Below are 24,020 nucleotides of genomic sequence, written 5' to 3'. Positions count from 1 at the left end.
CCCGGCGGCGTTTGCGGGCATCGCCGGGGACTACTCGGCGGGCCACGGCCGACGGCGGACGATGAGACAGCCCACGAGGCTCAGTGCCCCCGCCACGGACAGCATCACGGCGCCGCAGAGGGTGGCCGGTGCGGGCGGGGCGTCGCGGTCGAGGGAGCTTTCGAAGACGACCTGGGTCAGAACCTTGCCGTGTGTCGCAGGCAGCGGCGGGAGCGGGGGCGGCGCCTCGCCCCGAAGGATCAGTGCCACGCCGCCCGTGGTCAGCACGAGAACGGTGAGTGCCACGATCAGCCTGGCGCGCCAGGGGCGGCGTAATCGGATCAGCATGGCGCCGACACTACGTACCGCCGCGCCACGGGGAGGCAGGATCAGGGTCGGTCGGATCAGGGTCGGTCGGATCGGGGTCGGTCGGATCGGGGTCTCCGGCGGACTACGTCCGGACCGCCGCACCGGGACACGGCGAGGAGGAGCGGTGACCGTGATTCCGGTGCCCGGAAGCTATGCGGTGGACGAGCGGGACGGCCGCATCGGTCTGGGCATCGGCCATGCGGGGCCGTGCGTGCAGCTCCGGCCGCCGGGCGGTGGCGTGCGGTGGCGTGCAGTGGAACTGCCCGCCGCAGGTGCTGGAGGCCGCCCGGCCGTGCGCCGTGCTGCGGCTCGCGTCAGAGAGCTGAACCGGCAGAGCCGGATGCCGTGACTGCTGTGACTGCCGGGCCGTGGGTGTCGTGGGGGTCGTGGGTGTCGGGGGTGTCATGGGCGCGGCCGGAGCCGGGTGAGGTGGGCGCCGGGTCGGTATCCGTGGGCTCGTCCCTGGTGTGCAGGGGGGCGTCGGCGTCGGCGGGCATGTTCAGCTCCGCCAGCATCGGTTTGCTGAAGCCGAAGAAGTACGTGGCGAGGAAACCGGTGAGGTAGCCGACGGCCAGCCCCAAGGCGTAGACGACGAGGGTGGTGGTGATGCTCTGGCTGCCCTTGACCAGGGGGAACAGGGCCCAGCCGGAGGGGCCGATGGCGGTGGAGCCGACGGCGTCGCCGAGTTGGTTGCACAGGCCGACGAAGCCGCCGCCGAACGCGCCGCCGATGCAGGCGGTGATGAAGGGGCGGCCCAGGGGGAGCGAGACACCGTAGATCAGCGGCTCGCCGACGCCCAGGAAGCCTGCCGGGAGGGCGGACTTGATGGTCGTACGGATCGAGCGGTTGTGGGGGAGACGGAAGTAGACGGCGAGGGCGGCGCCGACCTGGCCCGCCCCGGCCATGGCGAGGATCGGGAGCAGGACCGTGTAGCCCTGCTGCTCGATGAGGGTGGTGTGAATCGGGATGAGGGCCTGGTGGAGGCCCAGCATCACGAGGGGGAGGAAGAGGCCGCCCAGGACGAAGCCGGCCGGCGCGCCGCCGTGGGCCAGGAGCCAGGTGGCGGCGGTGCCGATGGCCGTGGAGACCTCGCCTGCGGCGTACATCAGGCCGAAGATCGTGACCAGGCCCGTGAGCAGGACCGTCAGAGTGGGCGTGACCAGGACGTCCAGCGCTTCGGGCACTCCCTTGCGGCACCACTTCTCCACCTGGACGGCGAGCAGCGCCGCGCCCAGCGCGCCGAGGACCCCGCCCTGGCCGGGAGAGAGCTTCTGGCCGAAGGCGGTGATGTTCGCGACGCCCGGGAAGACGATGATCGCGGCGACCGCGCCACCCAGGATCGGTGTGCCGCCGAATTCCTTGGCGGTGTTGTAGCCGACGAAGACGGCGAGGAGCGACATGAAACCGGAGGCCATGGCGGCGAGCGCGGGGACGGCCGACGGCAGCCAGCCGAGGTTGGTCAGCAGACCGTTGATGCCGGCGACGATGCCGCAGCCGATCAGGGCCGGGATCAGCGGGACGAAGATGTTGGCGATCCGGCGGAGGAACAGCTTCACCGGGGTGGCGTTCCTGGACTTCTGCCGGGCCTTGAGGGCGGCGCCCTGGGCGGCCAGTTCGTCCGCGGTGGTGGCCGGGGTGTTGGCCGGGGCGGTGGGCCGCGTGGTGGCCGACGGGCCGGCGGTCGGCGTGGTGGCCTCGCGGCCGGCGGTCCCGGGCTCGGTGGTCCCGGCGGGTGCGGTCGGCTCGGTGGCCGGCTGTTCGGTGCGGCCCTCAGCCACGAGACGCGCGAACTCGGGGGTGACCCGGGCGACCGTCCCCGGGCCCAGCACGATCTGGTACGTGTCGTCCTCGACCAGGCCCAGCACGGCCGGGAGCGCCCTGAGGGCCTCGTCCTGGACGAGGGTGAGGTCCCGGATGCCGAGCCGGAGCCGGGTCATGCAGTGGTCGACGGAGGTGACGTTTCCGGCGCCGCCGACGAGCGGGAGGAGCGCGGCGGCGGTGGCACGGTTCTTGTCTTCGGACATAGGTGGCGCCTTGCTGTGGTGACCATTCCGGAAGGGGGGGGTGGGGGCGGGGCTCGGCAGGGCGGGTCGTGCGGGGTGCGGGGTCTCAGTGCGGCCGGGCGGCCTGGAGGGCCGCGCGGAGATGGCCGTCGGCGGCGTCGAGCAGACGGGCGGCGGTGGGGGCGTCGACGTCGCCGAGGAGGGTGAGGATGGCGTGCTTCACCTCGCCGTCCGTGCTGCGGAGCGCGGTCTCGATCTCCCGGTCACCGGCGCCGGTGGCGAGTGCGACGATCCGGCGCGAGCGGGCCCGCAGCTTTTCGTTGGAGGCGCGGACGTCGACCATCAGATTCCCGTAGGTCTTGCCCAGACGGATCATCGTGAGGGTCGAGATCATGTTGAGCACCAGCTTCTGGGCCGTGCCCGCCTTGAGCCGGGTGGAGCCGGTCAGCAGCTCGGGGCCGGCCACGATCTCGATGCCGTGCTCGGCGGCCGCTGCCAGGGCCGAACCGGCGTTGCAGGACAGGCCGATGGTCAGGGCACCCAGTGAACGGGCGTGCTCGACGGCCCCGATGGCGTAGGGGGTGCGGCCGGAGGCGGAGATGCCGACGACGGTGTCCATATCGGTCACTTTGACCGCGGTCAGGTCCTCGGCCGCGAGCTCCTTGCTGTCCTCAGCACCCTCGACGGCGGTGACCATCGCGGAGGGGCCGCCGGCGATCAGTCCCAGCACCTCGGACGGGTCGGTGTTGAACGTCGGCGGGCATTCGCTGGCGTCCAGCACGCCGAGGCGGCCGGCCGTGCCCGCGCCCGCGTAGATCAGCCGGCCGCCGCGGGCCATACGGGTGGCGACGGCGTCGATGGCGGCGGCGATCTCCGGGAGCCGTTCGGCGACGGCGGCGGGGACGGTGGCGTCCTCGGCGTTCATGGTGCGGGCGATGTCCAGGGTGGAGCGGCGGTCGATGTCGGCGAGATCGGGCCGGAACGCCTCGGTGGTGAGGGTGTCCAGCTCGGCGCGCAGATGCGCGTGGTCGGCGGGGGAGGTCATGGCGTGGCGGCTCTTTCCGGGCGGGAGGTACAAGGCGGTGGCGGCCGGCCGTGCGGGGTGCGCCGGTGGCTGTGGGGGAGGGCTTCGGCTGGGGTGGCGAGCGGCTGCCGCGGTGCCCGTACGGGCCGTCCGGTGGCCTGCCGGCCTCCGGGGGACGGGCGGCGTCAGCGCTGGTGGCTGCGGGGGGAGTGGCGGTGGGCGAGGGCCTCGTAGGAGGCGGAGAGCGCCGGGGCAGCCGTCTCGTACGTACGCTGCGCGACGCCTATGAACAGGCAGTCGACGACCAGCAGCTGGCTGGTCCTGGACGACATCGCGGCCGGCCGCAGCTCGCTCTCGCGGGCGCTGGACGTGGTCAGGATGTGGTCGGCGTAGGAGGCGATCTCACCGTCCGGGCGGCCGGTGATGGCGATCGTGGTGGCGCCGTGGTCGAAGGCCACCCGCAGGGGCTCTATGACATCGGTGGTCCGCCCGGAATGGGTGATGGCGAGGGCCACATCACCGGTCCGCAGCTGCACGGCGTTCGTCACGGCCAGATGCGGGTCCGCGTGCGCATGCGCGATCAGCCCGATGCGCAGCAGCTTCTGGGCGAGGTCCTGGCCGACGAGGTGGGAGGCCCCGATGCCGTACACATCGATGCGGCGGGCACCGGCGAGCGCGGTGACGGCGGCCTCGAGCTGGGTGACGTCCAGCCCGGCCGCGGTGTCGGCCAGGCACTGCTGCTCTTCCTGCGCCAGCTTCGTCACGACATCGGCGAGGGAGTCGTCGACCGCTATGTCCGCGGTCACCGCGGGGGCGCCGCCGGCCGCCTGCTGGGCCGCGAGCGCGGCGAGCGCGAGCCGCAGATCCCGGTAGCCGGGGTAGCCGAGCAGCCGGGACGTCCGCACGACCGTGGCCTCGCTGGTGCCCGTGCGCTCCGCGAGGCCGGTGACGGTGAGGGCGGCGCAGCCGGCCGGGTCGCTCGCGACGGTCTCGGCGACCCGCTGCATGGAGCGGGTCATCGTCGGGGCGAGGGTGCGGACCTTGGCGGCCAGCGCCGCGGGGGCGGGTGGGGCCGGGGCCGGTCGGGTCTCGACGGCCGCGTCCTTGAAAGTTTCCTTCACGCTGCTGCTCACTCTTGAAAAGTAATTTCATCGAGAGCCGGCGTCAATACCCTCGGTGAGTGCTGTGGACGGAGCGCATGATCCGCCGGGGGCTGTGGACAACTCCGCTCGCCGGCGGAGCGTCGGGAGACAATGGGGCCATGGAGCTGGAACAGGCATTGCACGCCGCGCGGGCGCTGGTGCTCGCCGACCTGATGGCCGACAAGGTGGCCGACGCCGACATCGTCTCGCTCGTGGAGGACGCGGTCGTCCACCGCCGGTGGTGGGTGGAGCAATGGCCGCAGGGCGTGGAATTCGTCGCAGGACTGATAGCGCAGGACGTCCAGGACGCCCTCCTGGACCGGTACGGCCGCTGGCCGTTGTGCCCCGTGTGCACGGAGTCGGGCGATCCCCATGCGCTCGATGTCGAACCGGAGTTGGGGCCCGATCCGCATTGGGTCTGCCCCAAGACGGCCGTCGCGGTGGCCCGGGTCGGGCGGCTCGGCGCTCCTCTGGAGGGCTGAGGTGACCGAGGGTGCGGCGGGCTGACACGGCGATCCGGGCGGAGAACTGACGTGGCGATATATATCGATCCGCCCACGTGGCCGGGGCACGGCAGGATGTGGTCGCATCTGGTCAGCGACCAGTCCTTCGACGAACTGCACGAGTTCGCGGCGGGGATCGGCGCGCCCCGGCGTGCCTTCGAGCGCGACCACTACGACCTGCCGGCGGAGCGGTATGCCGAGGCGCTGCGGGCCGGAGCCGTGGCGGTCGGCAGCAAGGAGCTGCTGCGCCGGCTGACGGACGCGGGACTGCGGCGCCCCAAGCACCGGCCGCCGCCCCGGCCGTAGGGCACGGCATCGGCCGCGTCGGGTCGCCCCGCACCGGCCGCGTCGGGTCGCCCCCGAGTCGGCGGCCCCGCAGCCTGCCGCCCCCGCCGGCGGCCCGTGCCGTCCCGGTCCCGTTGCGGCGCGTCGCAACGACGGCAGGGCCGGGAGCCCGCGCACGATGGGCTGAGCGCGCGCCGTACCGAAAGGGGACAGCCATGCCAGCCGTCGAACCGGGCAACGAGCCGGCCACCGATCTCGCCGCCGACTACAGCAGCGAGGGAGCCACGGCGACTGGCTGGTCCGCGGCCGTCGGCGGTATGACCGAGGCGGAGATCTTCTGGCTCACCACCGTCCGCCCCGACGGCCGCCCCCATGTCACCCCGTTGCTGGCCGTCTGGTCGGACGGCGCGCTGCACTTCTGCACCGGCCCCGGCGAGCGCAAGGCCAAGAACCTGGAGACCAACGCCCACTGCGTGCTGACGACCTCGACCGCCGGTGGCAACGATCTCCATGCGGGCCTCGACGTGGTCGTCGAGGGCGAGGCGGTGCAGCTCCGGGACGAGCCGACGCTGCACCGGCTGGCCGCGCTGTACGTCGAGAAGTACGGCAGCGACTGGCACTTCGACGTCCGCGACGGCGCCTTCCACGGACAGGGCGGCCGGGCCCTGGTCTTCCGGGTGGAGCCGGTCACGGCCTTCGGCTTCGGGCGGGGCGAGACCTACAGCCAGACCCGCTGGCGGTTCGACGGCGGAGCCTGACCGGCCGGGGCACGGACGGCCGGGGGAGCGCCACCCCGAGCCGCCCGGTCACACCCCACGCGGCTCAGCGCCGCCCCCCTGCCTCGGCCGTCTCCGCGGCCTCCTCAGCCCCCGTGCTCCACGTCGCGCCCCGAGTCGTCTGCGACGCGTGCGCCCCCGCCGAGGAGGCGATCAGCCGAGAGGTGGTCGTCGCGCGGTGCAGCCGGAAGGCGAAGGCGGTCAGGATGACGGCCCCCGCCGCCAGCGCGGCGCCGGTCCAGGCCACGGACGGGTAGCCCCAGCCCGCCCCGATGGTCAGCCCGCCGAGCCAGGGGCCGAGGGTGTTGCCGATGTTGAAGGCGGCGGTGGTGGTCGCCCCGGCCAGCGTCGGCGCGGCGTTCGCCACATTGAACATCCGGGCGTTGAGGGCCGGGGCGGTGGTGAACGCGGTCACCCCCAGCAGGAGCGAGAGCGCGACCGCGGCGACCGGGCTCCGCGCGGTCAGCGCCAGGACGGCCAGCACGACGGTGGAGGCGGCGATACCGCCGAAGAGCGTGCCGAAGAGATGGGCGTCAGCGATCCGGCCGCCGAGGAACGTACCGATCAGCGCGCCGACGCCGAAGAGCGCCAGCACCGTCGGCACCCAGCTCTCGGCGAGGCCGGCGGTGTCGGTCAGCAGCGGCGAGAGGTACGAGAAGAGCGCGAAGACCGCGGCGCCGTTCAGCGCCGTGGCGGTCAGCGCCAGCCAGACCTGCTTGTCCTTGTAGATCGTCAGCTCACGGCGCAGCCGCGGGCGGTCCTCGCCGGTCGGCACTGCCGTGTGCGGCACCGCCGCGATCACTCCGAGCAGGCCGACCGCGGCCAGACCGGCCACGGCCCAGAAGGCGGCGCGCCAGCCGGCGTGCTCGCCGAGCAGCGCACCGGCCGGGACGCCCGCGATATTGGCGATGCTCAGGCCGCCGACCATCACGGCCATCGCTCGGGCCCGCGCGGTGACCGGCACCAGCGAGACCGCGACCGCCGCGCCGACCGCCCAGAAGCCGGCGCAGGCCAGCGCGCTCAGCACCCGCGAGACGAACAGCACGCCGTAGGACGGTGACAGCGCGCCGGCCACCTGTCCCAGGCCGAAGAGGGCGAGCAGCGCGATCAGCGTCGTCCGGCGCGGGAGCCGGAGCGTGGCCGCGGCGAGTACCGGGGCGCCGACCACCATGCCGATCGCGAAGGCGGAGACCAGCAGCCCGGCCTGCGGAATGGACACCCGCAGATCGCGGGCGAGCGGCTGGAGGATGCCGGAGAGCATGAATTCGGAGGTGCCGAGGGCGAAGACGGACAGGCCGAGGACGTAGACGGCGAGGGGCAGGCGGGAGCGGTCGGGCGGTGCGGACATATCACGTACTAACCACGGTAGGACGGCGTGCATTCCAGGAGCTGGACTTTGCGGACACGTCCTAGGTGCCGCGCAGCAGATCCAGCTCCGTGGTGAGGTTGCGGCGGGCGGGGTGCTCCCAGAGGTCGTAGCCGCGAGGGGTCCGGAACAGGCGTGGCAGGGCCAGGAGTTGGCTCAGTACGGCGGAGCGGCCAGCGGTGAAATCGGCGTCGGGGACGAAGCCGTACTCCTCGCGGACGGCGGCGGCGTAGGCGGCGTACCGTTCGGGGGAGCCGGCCAGTACGGCGAGGTCGGCATCGCACAGCACCTCGCCGTCGGGATCGTCGGGCGCCGGGTCGTGGGTGACGGTCAGCCGCACCAGGCGGGCGACCTCGGCCGTACGGGCCGCCCCGACGCCCAGTTCGGGCAGCGCGCGCTCGGCGAGGGACGCGCTGCGCTCCTCGTTCTCGGAGCGGTCCGGGCGGTAGACCGCGTCGTGGAACCACGCCGCCAACTGCACGACGGCCAGGTCATCGGCGTGCTCGGCCAGCTCGTCGATGCGGTAGAGGACCTCGGCCAGATGCTCGACGGTGTGGTACCGGCGCTGTGGTTCGCTCCAGCGGGACAGCAGATTGTCGGCGTACGGGGCGGGGTCGGGGGCCGTGGGGTGCTTGTTGCCGCGGGCCTCGGCGAGGGTCAGGGCCCAGCGCTGCCGCAGCTCCGGCGTCGGGTCGGTGGTGTCTGCCGTACGGGACACGGGAGTCATGCGAGCCATTGTGCCCGGTGCGGGGCAACCCGGTACGGGGGCGGGGTGCGGCCCGGCCGGGTCGGCGTTCGGGGGGATTCCGGACGTGCCGGTGGCGATCCGGTCCCCGGAAGGCCGGGCGGCCCGTACCCTGGGATATTGGACTAGACCTCTTGGGGTTCCGTCCCGTCACGCCGTCATCGGAGGATTGGGTCATATGAGCAAGCGCGCGCTGCTGGAAGTGATCGCGCTCGGCCCGCAGGACGCGGTCGCCGCCCGGGCCGGCGGAGCCGATCGCCTGGAACTGGTCACGGACATGGCGGCCGACGGGCTCACCCCGCCCCGGGCCGTCTTCGCGGCGGTCCGGGCGGCCGTCGGCCTTCCGCTGCGGGTGATGCTGCGCGCCACCGACGGCTTCGCGGCCGGTGCGGTCGGGGCGCTGTGCGAGGAGGCCGAGGCGCTGCGGGCGGAGGGCGCCGAGGAGTTCGTCCTCGGTTTTCTGACGCCGGACGGGCGGCCGGACCTCGCCGCGGTGACGGCGCTGGCCGAGGTGATCGACGGCTGCCGGTGGACCTTCCACCGGGCCATCGACCGGGCCGCCGACCGGGACGCGCTGCGCAAGGAGCTGTCGGCGGCGGCCGGGACCACGGGGCTCGACACCTATCTGACGGCCGGCTCCGCACAGGGCGTCGCCGAGGGGCTGCCCACGCTGCTGGCCGAGCAGGCGCGCACGGCGGCGGGCGAGCCCGGATACGCGCCGCGGATCCTGGTCGGCGGCGGACTCGGCCTCGACCACCTGCCGACCTTGTGCGCGGCGGGCCTCGACGCCTTCCACATCGGCGGCGCCGCCCGCCCGGCCGGCTGGTCCGCGCCGGTGGACGCGGCGGCGGTGGCGCAGTGGCGGACGGCGCTGGACCGCGCGGTGGGCTAGGGCCCTCCGGGCGGACGACGGGACGGTGCGGACACGCCCCCCACACGTCGCGGGCTTCTTACATCCCTCTCACAACCGCACCCCACCGTGGGTTTCATGAAGACCAAACGCATTGCTGTCGGTGTCGGAATCCTCGTGACGATGGGCCTGACGGGCGCGGCCGTGGCTTCCGGGGCTCCCGCCCCGGAGTCCGGCAAGGCTTCCGCCGCGGCATCCGGCAAAAAGACGGCGAAGAACTACCTGTACTCCTCCATCGGGGATTTCGACGCCAAGGTCAAGCCGCTGCTCGATCGCCCGGACGTCGCCGGCGTGCAGCTGGTGGTGCCGTGGAAGGCGATGGAACGGAAGAAGAATCAGTACGACTTCTCCGAGATCGACCGGGCGCTGAAGTATGTGCAGGACCGCCACAAGAAGCTGTTCATCCAGGTCCAGGACCGGTTCTTCGCGCCGCCGACCAGGCTCCCGGACTATCTGTTGAAGGACCCGGAGTACAAGGGCGGCGCGGCGCCGACCAAGAACGAGAACGGCCTGGGTCCCGGTGAGCCCGGGGCGGTCGCGGCGCAATGGAATCCGCAGGTGCGGGACCGTTTCCAGCAGCTGCTGAAGGCGATGGCGCAGCGGTTCGACGGCCGCCTCGCCGGGGTGAACCTGCCGGAGACCGCCACCGAGGTGGACACCAAGAAGGACCACACCGGCTACAGCAATGACGCCTACTTCAAGGCGGAACTCGACAACATGGCCTACGGCAGGAAGGTCTTCACCAAGACGCCGTTCATCCAGTACGTCAATTTCTGGCCCGGTGAATGGAACAACAGCCGCACGTACATGAGCCGCACCTTCGAGTTCGCCAAGAAGCACGGCATCGGCCTGGGCGGGCCTGACGTCCTGCCGAACCGCCAGCCGCAGATGGAGAACTCGTACCCCTTCTTCAAGAAGTACCGGGGACAGCTCCCCATGGTGGCCATGGCCGTCCAGGAACCCGACTTCCAGTACAAGAACCCCAAGACCAAGAAGCCGTACACCCGGCAGGAGTTCACCGACTTCGGTACGAACACCCTCGGCGCCGACGGCCTCTTCTGGGCCACCAGCGCGCCCTGGCTCCACAAGCCGGCGGCACGATAGCGCCCCGTCCCCCCAGCCCCCGTCCCCCAGCCCTCGTCCCCCCGGCCCCGTCCCCCGGCCGGGCCGGCGGCGGTCCCGGCCTCAGCCGTCCGTCAGCCGGTCCGGCAGGGCCGCCGCATGGACCACCGTCAGGCCCGACACCGGCCGGGTCAGGCAGACGTACAGACGGCGCAGCCCGGTCCGTTCGTCCGGTTCGCCGTCGACGATCGCGGCCGGCTCGTCCAGGACCACGTAGTCGTACTCCAGGCCCTTGGCGAGCGTGGCCGGTACCAGGGTCAGGCGGGCGGCGGCCGAGGTCTCCTCGCCCGGTGCCAGGCAGGTCACGCCGGCCTCCTCCAGGGCCGTACGCAGCGCCGGAATGCGGGCCTCCGCGGCGATCAGGCCGATCGAGCCCTCCTTGCGCAGCGCGTCGTCGCAGGCCGCGAGGGTGGCGGCGGTCAGGTCCGCCGGCTCGACGGTGCGGATCTCGAAGTCGCCCGCCGACTCGCGGATCGAGGTGGCCTCCGTCAGGTCGGGGGCGATGGCGGGCAGCAGCCGGGACGCGTAGGAGATGACCTCGCGCGGGACGCGGAAGCCCTGGGTGAGCTCCTCGACGGCCGCACCGGGCTTGCCCAGATGCCTCAGCGCCTCCTCCCAGGTGTCGGTCGCCCACGGGGTGGTGCCCTGGGCGATGTCCCCCAGGATCGTGGCCGAACCCGTCGTGCAGCGGCGGCCGACCGCGCGGTACTGCATGGGGGAAAGGTCCTGCGCCTCGTCCAGCACCACATGGCCCAGCGAGTGGGTGCGCGCGACCACGTCCCTCGTCTCGTCGATCAACACCGCGTCCGCGGAGGACCACTGGGCGCTCTTCACGCTGCGGGCCGGCTTGGTCCACAGGATCGTCTTCTGCTCCTCGGGCGTGAGGATCCCCTCGGCCTGCTCGGCCAGGAACTCCGCGTCGCCCAGCAGCCGCAGCACCAGCTTCGCCGGGTCGACCGGCGGCCAGACGGCCTTGACCGTGGCCTTCACCGCGGGGTTGCGGGCCACCGCGTCCTGCACCCGGTCGTCCGGGGCCTCGCCGGCCTGTTCCATGCGGACGAGCACGGCATGCGCGATCCGCTGCGGCAGCGCGTCGCGGGCCGCGCCGTAGCGGATGTCGCGGTCCATCAACTCCCGCACGATCTCCTCGAGTTCGTAAGCCGGAATCCGCCAGCGGCGGGAACCGCGCACGACCACACAGGGCTCCTGGGGCGGCGTGATGTGCGAGCGGACCGCCCGCCGCAGCACCTCGGCCATCCGCGCGTCGCCCTTGACCGTGGCGGCGGCCGCCTCGTCCGTGCCGCGCACCTCCACATGCCCGACCAGGTCGTCGACCGTGGCCTGCTTGACCTCCAGCTCGCCCAGGGCCGGCAGCACCTGCTCGATGTAGTGGAGGAACGAGCGGTTCGGGCCGATGACCAGGGTGCCGGAGCGGGCCAGCCGCTCGCGGTGCGCGTACAGCAGATAGGCGACCCGGTGCAGGCCGACCGCCGTCTTGCCGGTGCCCGGCGCGCCCTGGACGCAGACCGAGCCGGCGATGCCGGCGCGCACGATCTCGTCCTGCTCCGGCTGGATGGTGGCGACGATGTCCCGCATGGGGCCGACGCGCGGGCGCTCGATCTCCGACTGGAGGAGCCGGCTGGTCTGCTCGGCCTCGGCCGGGTCGGTGAGGTGCTCGTCCTCGTAGGCGGTCAACTCGCCCGCCGTGTAGCCGAAGCGGCGGCGCAGCCGGAGATCCATCGGGTCCTTCTTGGAGGCCCGGTAGAACGGCTGGGAGACGGGCGCGCGCCAGTCGATGACCATGGGGTCGCCGTCGGCGTCGTGGACGTGGCGGCGGCCGATGTAGAAGTTCTCTCCCGTGGCCCCCTCGGCGAGGTCGAGGCCGGGCGCGTGGAGGTAGTCGAGGCGGCCGAAGAACAGCGGGGTGTGGGCCAGGTCGGCGAGCGCCTTGATCCGGGCGTCGATCTCGCCCTGGAGCACCTCGGCGTTGACCCAGTTCGCGGTCACATCGGCGATGTTCAGCGCCTCGGCGTCCTCGCGCATGGCCCGCAGGGCGGAGCGGGAGGCGGCGAGGTGGGCCTTCTCGCGCTGGAGCGGGTCCCCGGGCGGCGCGGCAGGACGCTCGGCGTGCGGCGGTTGCGGTGCGGGACGGTGGGCGTGCGAGGGCACGGCGTTGCCTCCGGTGGCGGTACGTCGGCGGGCGCGTCACGGTGGTCGGGCGCGGCGGGCCGGTGGCGGTGCGTAGCGCAGGTCCTGCGGTGCGCGGGTCAGCGGCGTGAAGCGAAGAGCCGGCCGGTTTCCGACCGGGCGGCGGCACTCCTCGACGGAGGCAGGCAGACGCGCGAGTGTAGTGGGCGGCCCGGGGCGGCGCCAACGGATTAAAAGGGCGGCCAGGGCGGCAGGGGACCGGGGACGGACGGCCCGGCCCGGCCCGGCCCGCCGGTATATCTCCCGTAGGGGGTGGGATAGGCCTGGAGGCTGACGTCCGGCCCTCCAGGGATGGACCTATGGACCGATGTGCTGCAATCGCGTGAATTTCATCATGGAGGTATGAGCAGCGCAGCGATTCCCCCAGCCTCTGTCCACCCCTCCCTGCACCCGGCCAAGGGCGCCACGGCCCTCGGCGGCGACCCCGGGCACGGTGCGGCGCCGGTCCATGAGCACCGCCATGCCGTGGGCAACGCGCTCCGCGCGATCAAGGTCTTCGCCGCGGCCGCTTTCGGCGTCGTCGTCATGGGTGAGTACGCGGACGATTGACCCCGCGGCCGCCGCATGGAGCTGAACGCGTCACCATTTCGGCAACAAGCTGACAAACCGCGCACAATCGCGGTCGGGAAACCGGCGCACCCACCGGCACGGGACGGGTGCGGCCACCGGTGAAGAGCCGACCCGCGTCGACATCCAGATGACCGGAAACCGTTACGGCCGGTCGGCCTCGATCCACTAGCGTCGCCGGCGAGGGCGCGCTCAGCGCAACGGGGAGGGGTCAAGGGGTGTCTGCCGCCGACGGGCCGGGGAAGCCGAGACGGGTCTGGGCGCGGAGCATCGCCCGCCCCCGCCCCCGCCGCATGCTGCTCGCAGCGGCGTTGTTCATGGTGTCGCTCGCCGGATTCTGGGCGCTGCACCAGGTCCAGCAGATGCCGATGTCCGACATCGTGGTCTACCGCGCCGAGGGGGAGGCGGCCGCGACCGGCGGCGATCTCTACGGCTTCACGGTCAGCAAGTGGGCTCTTCCGGCCACTTATCCGCCGTTCGCCGCGGTGCTGTTCATACCGACGACCTGGCTCTCGCTCGGCGTCCTCAAGATCCTCGGCGTGCTGCTCAACACGGCCCTGCTCGCGCTGCTCATCCACCTCTCCTGCAAGGCCGCCGGCCTGCGCCGGGCCGCCGGCAACGCGCCCTTCCTGCTCGCCGCCACCGCCCTCGGCCTCTGGCTGGAGCCGGTCTTCCAGACCTTCGTCTTCGGCCAGGTCAACCTCGCACTGGCCTGCCTGGTCCTGTGGGACCTCTCCCGGCCCGATGGCGCCCGCCTCAAGGGGTTCGCCACCGGCCTCGCGGCCGGCATCAAACTCACTCCCGCGCTCTTCGCCGTCTACCTCCTGATCACCGGCCGGGTGAAGGCCGCCTGCACCACCCTCGCCGGGTTCCTGTGCTCGGTGCTGCTGGGGTGGCTGGCCCTGCCCGACGCCAGTGTCGAGTACTGGACCCGCCGGATGTTCGAGACCGGCCGGGTCGGCAAGGCCTGGATCGTCGACAACCAGTCCCTCCAGGGCCTGATCACCCGGGTGCTGCACGACCCCGAGCCCGGCCTCCTGTGGGCGGTGCCCGCCGTGCTGACCGCCGCGGCCGGGCTGTACGCGGCCCGCCGGGTGTATGTGCGGCGCGGCCTGGACCACTGGGGCGTGCTGTGCACGGCCGTCACGGCGCTGCTGGTCTCGCCGATCAGCTGGTCCCACCACTGGGTGTGGTGCGTGCCGCTGCTCCTCGCGCTCGCCGCGCACACCCGGGGCGCCTTGTGGCGCAGGGCGCTGCTGGCCGCCGCCACCCTCGTCTTCGCCGCCCGCACCATGTGGATCACCCCGCACGCCGGCCCGCTCGATCTGCATCTGCCCTGGTGGCAGCAGCCGTTCGCGGCCCCGTACCCGGTGCTCGGGCTCGGCCTGCTGGCGGCGGTGATCTGGTGGACGCGCCGCCCGTCCGGCATTCCCGCCCTCGCGGACGGCGGCCGGCTGCCCGCGCCGCGCGCCGAGCGGCAGCTGTCCGGCCGCTCCCCGGCGGTGTGAGCCCCGGCGTCCGGACCGGGCGGCCGGGCCGCCCGGCCGCCGCCTCAGACGTCTTCGTCCGCCGCCAGCAGCTCGTCCGCGTCCACGATCCGGTACGCATAGCCCTGCTCGGCCAGGAAGCGCTGGCGGTGCGCCGCGAAGTCCTGGTCGATGGTGTCGCGCGCGACGACGGAGTAGAACCGCGCCTCGTGCCCGTCCGCCTTGGGGCGCAGCACCCGGCCCAGCCGCTGGGCCTCCTCCTGGCGGGAGCCGAAGGTGCCGGACACCTGGATCGCGACCGTCGCCTCGGGAAGGTCGATGGAGAAGTTCGCGACCTTGGAGACGACGAGCACCGAGAGCTCGCCCTGCCGGAACGCGTCGAAGAGCTTCTCGCGCTGCGCGTTGGTGGTCTCGCCCTTGATCACCGGGGCGTCCAGATGCTCGCCCAGCTCGTCCAGCTGGTCGATGTACTGCCCGATGACCAGGGTCTGCTCGCCCTGGTGCCGGCGGACCAGCGCCTCGGTCACGTACTGCTTGCTGGCGGTCGTCGCGCAGTAGCGGTACTTCTCCTCGGTCTCGGCCGTCGCGTACGCCAGCCGCTCCGTCTCGGTCAGATTGACCCGCACCTCGACGCAGTCGGCCGGGGCGATGTACCCCTGCGCCTCGATCTCCTTCCACGGGGCGTCGAACCGCTTCGGCCCGATCAGGGAGAAGACGTCCGACTCCCGGCCGTCCTCGCGCACCAGCGTCGCGGTGAGCCCCAGCCGCCGCCTGGCCTGCAGATCGGCGGTGAACTTGAAGACCGGTGCGGGCAGCAGATGCACCTCGTCGTAGATGACCAGGCCCCAGTCCCGGGAGTCGAACAGCTCCAGATGCGGGTAGACGCCCTTCCGCTTGGTCGTCAGCACCTGGTAGGTGGCGATGGTGACCGGCCGGATCTCCTTCTTCGTCCCGCTGTACTCGCCGATCTCGTCCTCGGTCAGCGAGGTCCGCTTCACCAGCTCGTGCTTCCACTGCCGGGCCGAGACCGTGTTCGTCACCAGGATCAGCGTGGTCGCCTTGGCCTCGGCCATGGCACCGGCCCCCACCAGCGTCTTTCCCGCGCCACAGGGCAGCACGACGACACCCGAGCCGCCGTGCCAGAAGCCCTCGACGGCCTGCTGCTGATAGGGCCGCAGCGCCCAGCCGTCCTCGTGCAGCTCGATCGGGTGCGCCTCACCGTCGACGTAGCCGGCCAGGTCCTCGGCCGGCCAGCCCAGCCTGAGCAGCGTCTGCTTGATCTGCCCGCGCTCGGAGGGGTGGACGACGACGGTGTCGGGGTCCAGCCGCGCCCCGACCAGCGGCTGCACCTTCTTCGACCGCAGGATCTCCTCCAGCACCGGGCGGTCCGTGCAGCTCAGTACGAGCCCGTGGGCAGGGTGCTTGGTGAGCGTGAGCCGCCCGTAGCGGGACATCGTCTCCGCGATGTCGACCAGCAGCGCGTGCGGCACCGGATACCGCGAGAACTGCACCAGCGCGTCGACGACCTGCTCGGCGTCGTGCCCGGCGGCCCGCGCGTTCCACAGTCCCAGCGGCGTCAGCCGGTACGTGTGGATGTGCTCGGGCGCCCGCTCCAGCTCGGCGAAGGGGGCGATGGCCCGGCGGCAGGCGTCCGCCAGTTCGTGGTCCACCTCCAGGAGCAGCGTTTTGTCGCTCTGGACGATGAGAGGTCCGTTCACGCGCCTCGCCTTTCGCTTCCGGCCGTCGGCCGCCTGAGCCCGGCCGGTGGATCACCACCGCGGACATCGGCCACGGATGCGGCCAAACGTCCAGTGTGCCGCATCGGCGCGGCGGGCGGCAGTGAGGACGGCGGGCCCCTTCTGCGGCAAGGGGTCCGGGGGCGCGACGGCCCCGCTCAGACCGAGTCGTCCGCCAGCTCCGCCACGCCCGTGATCCGGTGCAGCGGATACGTGCGGACCTCGTCGGCGGTGTGGTCGTAGGCCGTCACGAAGCCGCCCTCGACCCGCACCGGGGCGATCACCCGCTGGCTGGCGGCGCCGTCGGCGTTGACATAGCCGATCCAGAGCGCGGAGTGGGTCAGGACCGCGGCCTGCATGGTGGCGAGGGTCTCGGCGGAGGTGGTGCGGGGGAGGGAGCCGGGGGCCGGCGCGGGGGCGTGCACCGGCTTGCGTTCCGCGGTGGCGGCGAGATCGCCGGCGCGGATGGCGCGTACCGCCGCCGCGAGCAGGGTGGGGTCGGGGGACGGCGGGCCGTCGGGGACCGGGGTGGGGGCGGTGCGCGGCGGCGTGCGGTACGAGTCGGCGCGGGCGATCAGTACGTCACCGGCGGCGGACTCGGCGGCCGGCGCGTAGCCCATCGCCCGCAGACCGTCGAGGAGTTGGTCGGGCGAGGTCTGGGCGGCGAGCACGGTCGGGGCGAGCCGGCGCAGCCGCAGGGGCGCGGCGCGGCGGTCGGCGAGGATCTCGGACAGCAGCGCGTCGTCGTCGCAGCGGACGTAGGCGGCGGCCGCGCCGATCCGCAGATGGCCGTGTCTGCGGGCCACATCGTTGATGAGGTAGGCGAGCGGCTGGGGGACCGGGGTGCGGGAGTGGCTGGTGAGGAACTCCTGCAGTTCGGCGGCGGAGCGACCGGCGTCCAGGGCGCGGCGTACGGAGCCGGGGGTGAAGCGGTAGACCGTCGCGCCGCCCTTGGACTCGATGTCGGCGAGGACGCCCAGCGCCTCGGCGAGCGGGCGGTGCAGCGGCCCCGGGGCGACCGCGGTCAGATCCGCCTGGAGCAGGACGTGGTCGAGGGGTTCGGGCAGGAGGGGCTTGAGCTGCGCGGCGGCGCGGGCCGCCGCGGCGGCGGTGTCGTCGGGGGTGGGGTCGGCGCCGTCCGACGGGGTGTCGAGCAGGCTGCGGCCGTGGGCGGAGAGCGCGCCGCGCCCGGTCACCCCGAGCAACTCGGCCTCGGTCAGGGTCCATCGGGCCAGCCGCGAGCGGAGGTCGTCTGCCGGTGCGGGGACGGTCCCGGCCGGCGCCGTGCCGTCGCCGGTGGCGTCGGCGGCCGCCGGGCCCGCGGCCGGCCGGCCGCCGCGCAGCGGGCGCTCCCACCGCAGCCGGGCGAGCACGGCCGAGGCCGGTACGGAGATACCGGGCGGCAGGGAGGCGAGGAGGGCGAGGGCGCGGCGGCGGACCTCGGGGGCGGGGGAGCGGTCGAGGTGCGGGCCGAGGGCGGCCAGGGCGCGGCCCTTGGCGTCGGCGGTGCCGACCACCCCGGGGGTGCGGGTCGCGCACAGCCAGCCGGCCACCAGCGCCGCCCAGCGCTCCGGATCGGGCAGCTGCAGCCACTCCTCGGCGGCCGGGGTGGCCGCGAAGCGCTCGTCGGCCTCGCCGTCGGAGGCGATCAGCCCGGCCCCGTAGGCGAGTTCGAGCCAGAAGGCGGCGAGCTGCTCGGTGGTGTCCAGGGCGGTGGCGGTCCGCTTGAGGTCGCGGACGCTCATCCCGCCGGCGCGGAGCACGGCCGGGCCGCCCAGGTCCCACTCCTTGAGCAGTTCCTCGACGGTCGCGAGCGCCGTGAACGCCTGGCTCGCGGCGGCGTTGTCCACAAGCTGTGGATCACGTTCCGTGGTGGGCGAGAGCGGGGGCGCGGCCGGCTCGGTGGTGTGGTGGGCGCGCCCGCCGCGCAGATGCAGCGCCACCTCCCGGGGCAGGACGACATTGCGGGCGCCCGCCGGGAGCAGCAGGCCCCGGTCCAGCAGCCACCGCAGATGCGGGGCCGGCCGGTCGGTGACCCCGCCGTACGGCGGGCCCCACAGCAGCTTGTCGAGGACGGCGACGGATTCGGCGGGCGCGGTGTCCAGCAGCGCCGCCATCCGCTCGCGGTCGCCGAAGAGCGCGCTGAGCGCGGCGGCCGCGGTGACCGGGTCATGGGTGGTGGGCAGCCCGGCCGCCGCGATGATCTCTTGCAGCAGCCCCGGCGACATCCCCGCCACGGCCTCGGCGACGGTCGGGCCCAGGCCGGTCGGCGAGGGGTGCACGGCGCTGGGCGTGAGCAGCTCACGGGCCGTGCGCACCAGCCGCAGCCGGTCGTCCGGGCCCCACACCAGCGCCTGCGCCCGCAGCTCCGCCACCGCCCGCGGCAGCGCGGCGGCGACCGCCGGATCCCCGGCGTCCCCGCCCATCAGCGCGCCCAGCGTGTCGTACGGACACGGGTCGGGCGCCACCGCCAGCGCCTCCGCGGCCTGCAGGACGAAGCGGTCCAGCCGCTCCACCGCGCGCACCACCGACGCCCGCGTCCCGGCCCGGGTCGCGAGCTGGGTGACATCGCCCGGCACCGGGCTGAGCAGATCGGGCCGGGCCCGCAGCAGCCCGACGAGCCCGCCGTCCGGGCGGGTCCTGAGCTCCTCGGCGAGGGTGCGGGGTGTACCGGTCATTCGTCCTACGTTAGCGGGGCGCGGGAGGACGGGGGACCGGGTGGCGGCGTGGTTTCGTGCGCCGTCGCCCCGGCGCCGCCGCCGCGCCGCCCGGCCGGGCGCCGCGCCCTCCGGCCCGGCCGCCGGCCGACGGGGTACCGTCGAGGGAGCAACCAGCGGACGCCGCAGGGGATTTCGTGGGGATCGAGAGCGATCAGCTCGTCTTTGACTATCTGAGCCGGGTCGGCGACCTGGCTCAGCAGCGGGGCCTGCCGTCCGGCACACGGATGCGGTTGGTGAGCGGGCTGCGGGCCGAGATAGACGGACAGCGGGCCGACTCGGTGGCCGGCGTGAAGCGGATCCTGGCGCGGCTGGGGACCCCGGAAGCGGTGGTCGCGGCCGCGGGGGGCGACGCCGGCCGGACGCCGGACGCCCCCCGCGGCGGCTTTTCCGGGACGGCGCAGGGCCCGGCGGCCCGCCCCGCCCCGCAGAGCGACGGGCCCGCCGTGCCGCTCGGCCCGCTGCCCGGCGGGCCGTCGCAGCCGGAGCCGCCGCGGCCCACCGCCCGCGACCTGCTGACCGGCCTGGCCCGGCGCAGCGGGCTGACGGGCCGCAACCCCCTCAACGGCAAGGCGGCCGCCGGCGGCCCGGCCTCCGGCAACGGCACCGTGCCCGGCCCGCGGGACGGGGCAGCGGCCGCCGCACCGTCCGTGGGCCTGCCGCCGCATCTGGCCGGGGCGGAGGAGCTGGGCGACGGCGCGGCGCCCGACTGGTGGCGGGTGGAGCCCGGGCCGTTCGGCCCCGGGGAGACCGTGCCGGGGTTCGTCGGCGGGATCGAGATCCCCGAGATGTGGGACCGCCCGGAGAGCGAACGCCCGCTGTCGCTGCGGAAGGACGGCGAGCCGGCGGCCGACGAGGACGGGACGCGGGGCGCGGACGGCGACGGGGCGGGGCTGCGGGGACGCCCGCTGTCCCGGCTGCTGCGGCGGGCGCTCGGCCGGCGGCCCGCCCCGGTGGTCGCACCGGCCGGGGCCGGCGACCAGGAAGAGGCGGTGGCCGTCCCGGCGCGCCCGCCGCTCAGCCCGGTCCTGACGCTGGCCGTGCTGCTGCTGGTGGCCGGCGCGGCGCTGGGGTCGTGGCTCGCGCTGGCGGGCGGCTGGGGGCTGGCCTACGCCTCGCGGCGGCTGAGCCGTCCCGAGGCCAAGTTCGCGGCGTTCGGGGTGCCGGGGACCGTCATGGGCGGTCTGGTGGTGTGGCTGTGGGGCCGCTTCGAGGGACGGTGGGGCACACCGATCGCCCAGGGCCGGCTGGGGCAGGAGATGCTCGACGGGCTGCCGGGGATGGTCCGGGTGGCGGCCGTCGCCTCGGCGCTGTTCCTGGTGTGGCGGATGCGGCGGGTGCCGCGCTGAGCCGCGTCCCCGGCCCGTCCGGCCCGGGCTCCGGCCGCCTCCGGGCCCCCTTGCCGCCGCGGGCACAATGGCAGGCATGGCTGCGCACCCCCTGACGGTCGGATTCGACCTCGACATGACGCTGATCGACTCCCGCCCCGGCATCAAGGCCGCCTATCAGGAGCTGTCCGCCAGGACCGGCACCTTCGTCGACGCCGAGGCCGCGGTGACCCGGCTGGGCCCGCCGCTGGAGCAGGAGGTCCGCCGGTGGTTCCCCGAGGAGCGGGTCACGGAGATCAGCGCGCTCTACCGCGCGCTCTACCCGCAGCACGCGATCGAGGCCACCACGGTCATGCCCGGCGCCCGCGAGGCCCTCGCCGCGGTGCGTGCGGCAGGGGGACGGGCGATCGTGGTGACCGCCAAATACGAACCGAACGCCCAGCTGCACATGGCGCACCTGGATCTCGCGCCGGACGCCGTCATCGGCTCCCTGTGGGCGGAGGCCAAGGCGGAGGCGCTGCGCGCGCACGGGGCGCGGATCTACGTCGGCGACCACACCGGGGACGTCCGGGGCGCGCACACCGCGGGTGCGCTGTCCGTCGCCGTCGCCACCGGCCCGTGCGACGCGCACGAGCTGCGGGCCGCCGGCGCGGAGGTGCTGCTCGGCGATCTGACGGAATTCCCGTCGTGGCTGGATCGCTACGTCGCGGAAGGGGCCGATGGGGCGGGCGGGGCGGATGCGTCGGCGGGGGCCTGCGCCTGACGGCGCTCGGCGACAGCGGAGCGGATCACTCCGGCCGCGGCGACCAGAAAGCCGGCGCCCATCAACATGCACAGCCAGTAGAAAACGGACGGCAGCGGCTCGGTTCCGAGGAACAGCGGCGTCACCGTGGCGAGAGTGGCCACTGCGCCAACTAGGAACATGATCGCGCCGATTCGGACCAGCAGATCCCCGGCCTGGGGAGTTTCGTCAGACACCTGACCAGGGTAAGTCCGGGCGAGAAGCACCGAGGATCCACCCGGCGGCGTCTTGTCACCGGCCTTGGGACCATTAGCCTTGGTGATGGCGGGTCCTGTGGCCCGCTGCAGTGCTATCCGGACCGGTTTCTGCCGCAGAATTTCTCCGTATCCCAGTATCGCCAGCCCATTCTTTTCCCACGAGTACGAGGACGAGGACAGACGTGCCTACCGGCAAGGTCAAGTGGTTCAACAGTGAGAAGGGCTTCGGCTTTCTCTCCCGCGATGACGGCGGTGACGTCTTCGTCCATTCGTCGGTCCTGCCCGACGGCGTGGCCGCACTCAAGCCTGGCCAGCGCGTCGAATTCGGCGTCGTCGCCGGCCAGCGCGGCGACCAGGCGCTGACCGTGACCCTCCTCGACCCGGCACCCTCCGTGGCCGCGGCCCAGCGCCGCAAGCCCGATGAACTCGCCTCGATCGTCCAGGACCTCACCACCCTGCTGGAGAACGTCACCCAGCAGCTGGAACGCGGGCGTTACCCCGACAAGGTGCACGGCGCGAAGATCGCCGGCATGCTGCGCGCCGTCGCCGACCAGCTGGACGTCTGAGACCGGCGGCCCGCGCCGCCGGCCCGCCCGGCAGCCTTCACACAAAGCTCAGCGCATCGCGGCCGAGGGGCGGTACGAGCCCCTCGGCCGCGGCGCGGGTGAGCAGCCCGCGCACCGCGGCATAGCCGTCCTCGCCGAGGCCGGCGGTGAACTCGTTGACGTACAGCCCGATGTGCTGGTCGGCGACCTTCGGATCCATCTCCTGGGCGTGCGCCAGGACGTAGGGCCGGGACGCCTCGGGATCGTCCCAGGCCATCAGGACCGAGCTGCGGATCGCCGCGGCGAGCGCGCGCAGCGCCGGCTCGCCCAGCGACCGCTTGGCGATGATCGCGCCGAGCGGGATCGGCAGGCCGGTGGTGAGCTCCCAGTGCTCGCCCATGTCGGCCAGGCAGACCAGCCCGTAGTTCTGGTACGTGAAGCGCGCCTCGTGGATGACCAGGCCCGCATCGACCTTGCCGTCGCGCACCGCCGGCATGATCTCGTGGAACGGCAGCACCACGATCTCCCCGACGCCGCCCGGCACCTCGGCCGCCGCCCACAGCCGGAACAGCAGATACGCCGTCGAGCGCTCGCTGGGCACCGCGACCGTCCTGCCGGCCAGATCCGCGGCCGCGCCCTGCTCCCGGGTCAGCACCAGCGGCCCGCAGCCGCGCCCCAGCGCCCCGCCGCAGGGCAGCAGCGCATAGTCCTTCAGCACCCACGGCAGCACCGCGTACGACACCTTCAGCACATCGAACTCACCGCGCTCGGCCATGCCGTTGGTGACGTCGATGTCGGCGAAGGTGACCGCCAGCTCCGGCGCGTCCGGGACGCGGCCGTGCGCCAGCGCGTCGAAGACGAAGGTGTCGTTCGGGCAGGGCGAGTACGCGATGTTCAGCGGCCGGGTCACGGGGTCCTCCTCAGCTGGGATGGTGCGACCCCCCGGCCGGTTCGGCGGCCGTCAGGGCTCCGGGAAGCGTACGGAAGGCGTCGGTCAGGGCTGCCAGGGCGGCGCCGATGCGCCAGGCGCCGCGGTCCCGGGGGCCGACGGCGTTGGAGATCGTACGGATCTCCAGCACCGGCACCCCGTGCGCGGCGGCCGCCTCGGCGACCCCGAACCCCTCCATCGCCTCGGCCAGCACGCCCGGGTGACGCGCCGCCAGCTCGGCGGTACGGGCCGCGCTGCCGGTGACCGTCGAGACGGTGACGACGGGGCCGGTGGCCGCGCCGGTCGCCGCGGCGACCGCCCGCACCAGCGCCGCCCCGGGACGGTGCAGCACCGTGCCGAAGCCGAGTTCGGTGACCGGGGCGAAGCCGTCGGGGGTCTCCGCGCCCAGATCGGCCGCGACGATCGCGTCCGCGACCACCACCGACCCCACGGGCGCGCCGGACGAGGGACCCTCCGGTGCGGCACCGGGCGGGAAACCGCCGCCGATCCCGGCCGAGACGACCAGGTCGTAGGGCGCTTCGGCGAGCGCGGCGGCGGTCAGCGCGGTGGCCGTGCCGGCGGCCGCGGCGGCCGGACCGACACCGGCGGCCAGCACCTCGATCGCCACCGGCGCGCCGGGCATCCGCCGCAGCGGGTACCCGCCCGGCAGCGTCGCCTCGTCGCAGGACTCCGCCGCGGCACACACCGCGTCGCGCTCGGCGGCGACCGCCGTGACGACCAGGACCCGCATCACACGGCCCTCCGGCTCAGTTCTCCTGCTTCAGGGTGAAGTGCCACATCGCCTTGGGGCCTTCGCCCGCGTTCAGCTCCGCGACCTGGAGGGTCACGTCCTTGCTGTACGTGGTCTGCCCGGTCTGCGGGTTCTGCTGCATGAAGAGCGTGTCCGCGTCGAAGCTGCGGTAGGTCTGCTTGCTGGGCTCGCGCATGACGGGGCCGGCGCCGATGACGATCCAGCCGGACTTGGCGACCTGAGGGTCGACGCCGACGCGCACCTTCTCACCGGGGTGCACGGTGATCGTCTTCTCGCCCTTCTTGGTCAGGCAGGCGGAGATGGCCTTCTTGGAGAGGACCTTGCCGTCTCCGTTGCAGCCGGGGGTGGCTTCGGCCTGCACCGTCGTCGACCCGACGGTCACGGTCGAGAGCGCCGTCGGCTTCTCGCAGGCGGAGAGGGTGATGAGACCCAGGGACACGGCACCGATGGCGGCAGCGGCACGGCGGCCCTTGCCCCAGGAGATCAACGCAGCGGTCATACGGGCAGGC

At 73.7% G+C, this 24,020-nt stretch carries 23 protein-coding genes; 10 read left to right on the top strand and 13 right to left on the bottom strand.

The window, feature by feature from the left end; all coding sequences use genetic code 11:
- Positions 1–30: 30 nt before the first annotated feature.
- The 4 genes from OIU81_RS14500 to OIU81_RS14485 form a co-directional block, all read right to left on the bottom strand.
- A complete protein-coding gene (locus OIU81_RS14500) occupies positions 31–327 on the bottom strand; it encodes a hypothetical protein (RefSeq protein WP_329147771.1) in 297 nt (98 codons plus the stop codon).
- Positions 328–662: 335 nt separating this feature from the next.
- Positions 663–2,372: a PTS transporter subunit EIIC gene (locus tag OIU81_RS14495; protein ID WP_329147769.1), complete on the bottom strand. Its 1,710-nt coding sequence runs from the start codon at positions 2,370–2,372 to the stop codon at positions 663–665.
- An 85-nt stretch (positions 2,373–2,457) separates the two neighbouring features.
- Positions 2,458–3,396 (bottom strand): N-acetylmuramic acid 6-phosphate etherase, encoded by a 939-nt coding sequence (gene murQ / locus OIU81_RS14490; RefSeq protein WP_329147767.1) that lies wholly within the window; start codon positions 3,394–3,396, stop codon positions 2,458–2,460.
- A 164-nt stretch (positions 3,397–3,560) separates the two neighbouring features.
- Positions 3,561–4,508, bottom strand: a complete 948-nt coding sequence (locus OIU81_RS14485) for a MurR/RpiR family transcriptional regulator (RefSeq protein ID WP_329147766.1) — start codon at positions 4,506–4,508, stop codon at positions 3,561–3,563.
- Between the two features lie 128 nt (positions 4,509–4,636).
- Here OIU81_RS14485 and OIU81_RS14480 point away from each other — a divergent pair, with 128 nt between their 5' ends.
- The 3 genes from OIU81_RS14480 (at position 4,637) to OIU81_RS14470 (ending at position 6,063) form a co-directional block, all read left to right on the top strand.
- A complete protein-coding gene (locus OIU81_RS14480; protein ID WP_329147764.1) occupies positions 4,637–4,999 on the top strand; it encodes a hypothetical protein in 363 nt (120 codons plus the stop codon).
- A 51-nt stretch (positions 5,000–5,050) separates the two neighbouring features.
- On the top strand, positions 5,051–5,326 hold the full coding sequence (locus OIU81_RS14475) for a DUF4031 domain-containing protein (protein ID WP_329147763.1): 276 nt from the start codon (positions 5,051–5,053) through the stop codon (positions 5,324–5,326).
- 194 nt (positions 5,327–5,520) lie between these two features.
- Positions 5,521–6,063 (top strand): pyridoxamine 5'-phosphate oxidase family protein, encoded by a 543-nt coding sequence (locus OIU81_RS14470; protein WP_329147761.1) that lies wholly within the window; start codon positions 5,521–5,523, stop codon positions 6,061–6,063.
- Between the two features lie 64 nt (positions 6,064–6,127).
- Here OIU81_RS14470 and OIU81_RS14465 read toward each other — a convergent pair whose 3' ends face one another.
- Complete coding sequence (locus tag OIU81_RS14465) at positions 6,128–7,429, bottom strand: Cmx/CmrA family chloramphenicol efflux MFS transporter (protein ID WP_329147759.1); 1,302 nt, start codon at positions 7,427–7,429, stop codon at positions 6,128–6,130.
- A 61-nt stretch (positions 7,430–7,490) separates the two neighbouring features.
- Positions 7,491–8,174 (bottom strand): HD domain-containing protein, encoded by a 684-nt coding sequence (locus tag OIU81_RS14460; protein WP_329147757.1) that lies wholly within the window; start codon positions 8,172–8,174, stop codon positions 7,491–7,493.
- A gap of 196 nt (positions 8,175–8,370) precedes the next feature.
- Here OIU81_RS14460 and OIU81_RS14455 point away from each other — a divergent pair, with 196 nt between their 5' ends.
- Positions 8,371–9,084 (top strand): copper homeostasis protein CutC, encoded by a 714-nt coding sequence (locus tag OIU81_RS14455; RefSeq protein WP_329147755.1) that lies wholly within the window; start codon positions 8,371–8,373, stop codon positions 9,082–9,084.
- Positions 9,085–9,180: 96 nt separating this feature from the next.
- Positions 9,181–10,206: a hypothetical protein gene (locus OIU81_RS14450; protein ID WP_329147753.1), complete on the top strand. Its 1,026-nt coding sequence runs from the start codon at positions 9,181–9,183 to the stop codon at positions 10,204–10,206.
- An 81-nt stretch (positions 10,207–10,287) separates the two neighbouring features.
- Here OIU81_RS14450 and OIU81_RS14445 read toward each other — a convergent pair whose 3' ends face one another.
- Complete coding sequence (locus OIU81_RS14445) at positions 10,288–12,393, bottom strand: HelD family protein (protein WP_329147751.1); 2,106 nt, start codon at positions 12,391–12,393, stop codon at positions 10,288–10,290.
- Positions 12,394–12,774: 381 nt separating this feature from the next.
- Here OIU81_RS14445 and OIU81_RS14440 point away from each other — a divergent pair, with 381 nt between their 5' ends.
- Positions 12,775–12,981, top strand: coding sequence for a hypothetical protein (locus OIU81_RS14440; protein ID WP_329147749.1), 207 nt, complete (start codon positions 12,775–12,777; stop codon positions 12,979–12,981).
- Between the two features lie 236 nt (positions 12,982–13,217).
- The gene (locus OIU81_RS14435; protein WP_329147747.1) at positions 13,218–14,507 is read left to right on the top strand and encodes a glycosyltransferase 87 family protein; all 1,290 of its coding nucleotides are present in this window, start codon (positions 13,218–13,220) and stop codon (positions 14,505–14,507) included.
- A gap of 44 nt (positions 14,508–14,551) precedes the next feature.
- Here the strand turns inward: OIU81_RS14435 and OIU81_RS14430 are convergent, their stop codons facing one another.
- Both OIU81_RS14430 and OIU81_RS14425 read right to left on the bottom strand, forming a co-directional pair.
- On the bottom strand, positions 14,552–16,204 hold the full coding sequence (locus OIU81_RS14430) for a DNA repair helicase XPB (RefSeq protein WP_329147745.1): 1,653 nt from the start codon (positions 16,202–16,204) through the stop codon (positions 14,552–14,554).
- A 176-nt stretch (positions 16,205–16,380) separates the two neighbouring features.
- The gene (locus tag OIU81_RS14425; RefSeq protein ID WP_329147743.1) at positions 16,381–18,900 is read right to left on the bottom strand and encodes a helicase-associated domain-containing protein; all 2,520 of its coding nucleotides are present in this window, start codon (positions 18,898–18,900) and stop codon (positions 16,381–16,383) included.
- 176 nt (positions 18,901–19,076) lie between these two features.
- Between OIU81_RS14425 and OIU81_RS14420 the strand changes: the two genes are divergently transcribed.
- Both OIU81_RS14420 and OIU81_RS14415 read left to right on the top strand, forming a co-directional pair.
- Positions 19,077–20,288, top strand: coding sequence for a hypothetical protein (locus OIU81_RS14420; protein WP_329147741.1), 1,212 nt, complete (start codon positions 19,077–19,079; stop codon positions 20,286–20,288).
- Positions 20,289–20,364: 76 nt separating this feature from the next.
- The gene (locus tag OIU81_RS14415) at positions 20,365–21,030 is read left to right on the top strand and encodes an HAD family hydrolase (RefSeq protein WP_329147740.1); all 666 of its coding nucleotides are present in this window, start codon (positions 20,365–20,367) and stop codon (positions 21,028–21,030) included.
- Here OIU81_RS14415 and OIU81_RS14410 read toward each other — a convergent pair.
- The gene (locus OIU81_RS14410) at positions 20,967–21,245 is read right to left on the bottom strand and encodes a hypothetical protein (protein ID WP_329147738.1); all 279 of its coding nucleotides are present in this window, start codon (positions 21,243–21,245) and stop codon (positions 20,967–20,969) included. The genes OIU81_RS14415 and OIU81_RS14410 overlap by 64 nt on opposite strands.
- A 203-nt stretch (positions 21,246–21,448) precedes the next feature.
- On the opposite strand from OIU81_RS14410, the gene OIU81_RS14405 reads away from it, so the two are divergent.
- A complete protein-coding gene (locus tag OIU81_RS14405; protein ID WP_018089689.1) occupies positions 21,449–21,832 on the top strand; it encodes a cold-shock protein in 384 nt (127 codons plus the stop codon).
- A gap of 37 nt (positions 21,833–21,869) precedes the next feature.
- On the opposite strand, the gene OIU81_RS14400 is transcribed toward OIU81_RS14405, so the two are convergent.
- From OIU81_RS14400 to OIU81_RS14390, 3 genes are read right to left on the bottom strand one after another with little or no spacing between them, the layout of a single operon-like run.
- Complete coding sequence (locus OIU81_RS14400) at positions 21,870–22,721, bottom strand: 1,4-dihydroxy-6-naphthoate synthase (RefSeq protein WP_329147735.1); 852 nt, start codon at positions 22,719–22,721, stop codon at positions 21,870–21,872.
- Positions 22,722–22,731: 10 nt separating this feature from the next.
- Positions 22,732–23,490 (bottom strand): futalosine hydrolase, encoded by a 759-nt coding sequence (locus OIU81_RS14395; protein ID WP_329155152.1) that lies wholly within the window; start codon positions 23,488–23,490, stop codon positions 22,732–22,734.
- 16 nt (positions 23,491–23,506) lie between these two features.
- Entirely contained in the window at positions 23,507–24,010 is a 504-nt protein-coding gene (locus OIU81_RS14390; protein ID WP_329147733.1) for a hypothetical protein, read from the bottom strand.
- Positions 24,011–24,020 lie beyond the last annotated feature (10 nt).

This window comes from Streptomyces sp. NBC_01454, assembly GCF_036227565.1.
In the GTDB taxonomy this organism is placed as follows: domain Bacteria; phylum Actinomycetota; class Actinomycetes; order Streptomycetales; family Streptomycetaceae; genus Streptomyces.
This window is presented reverse-complemented; position numbering and strand designations above follow the sequence as displayed.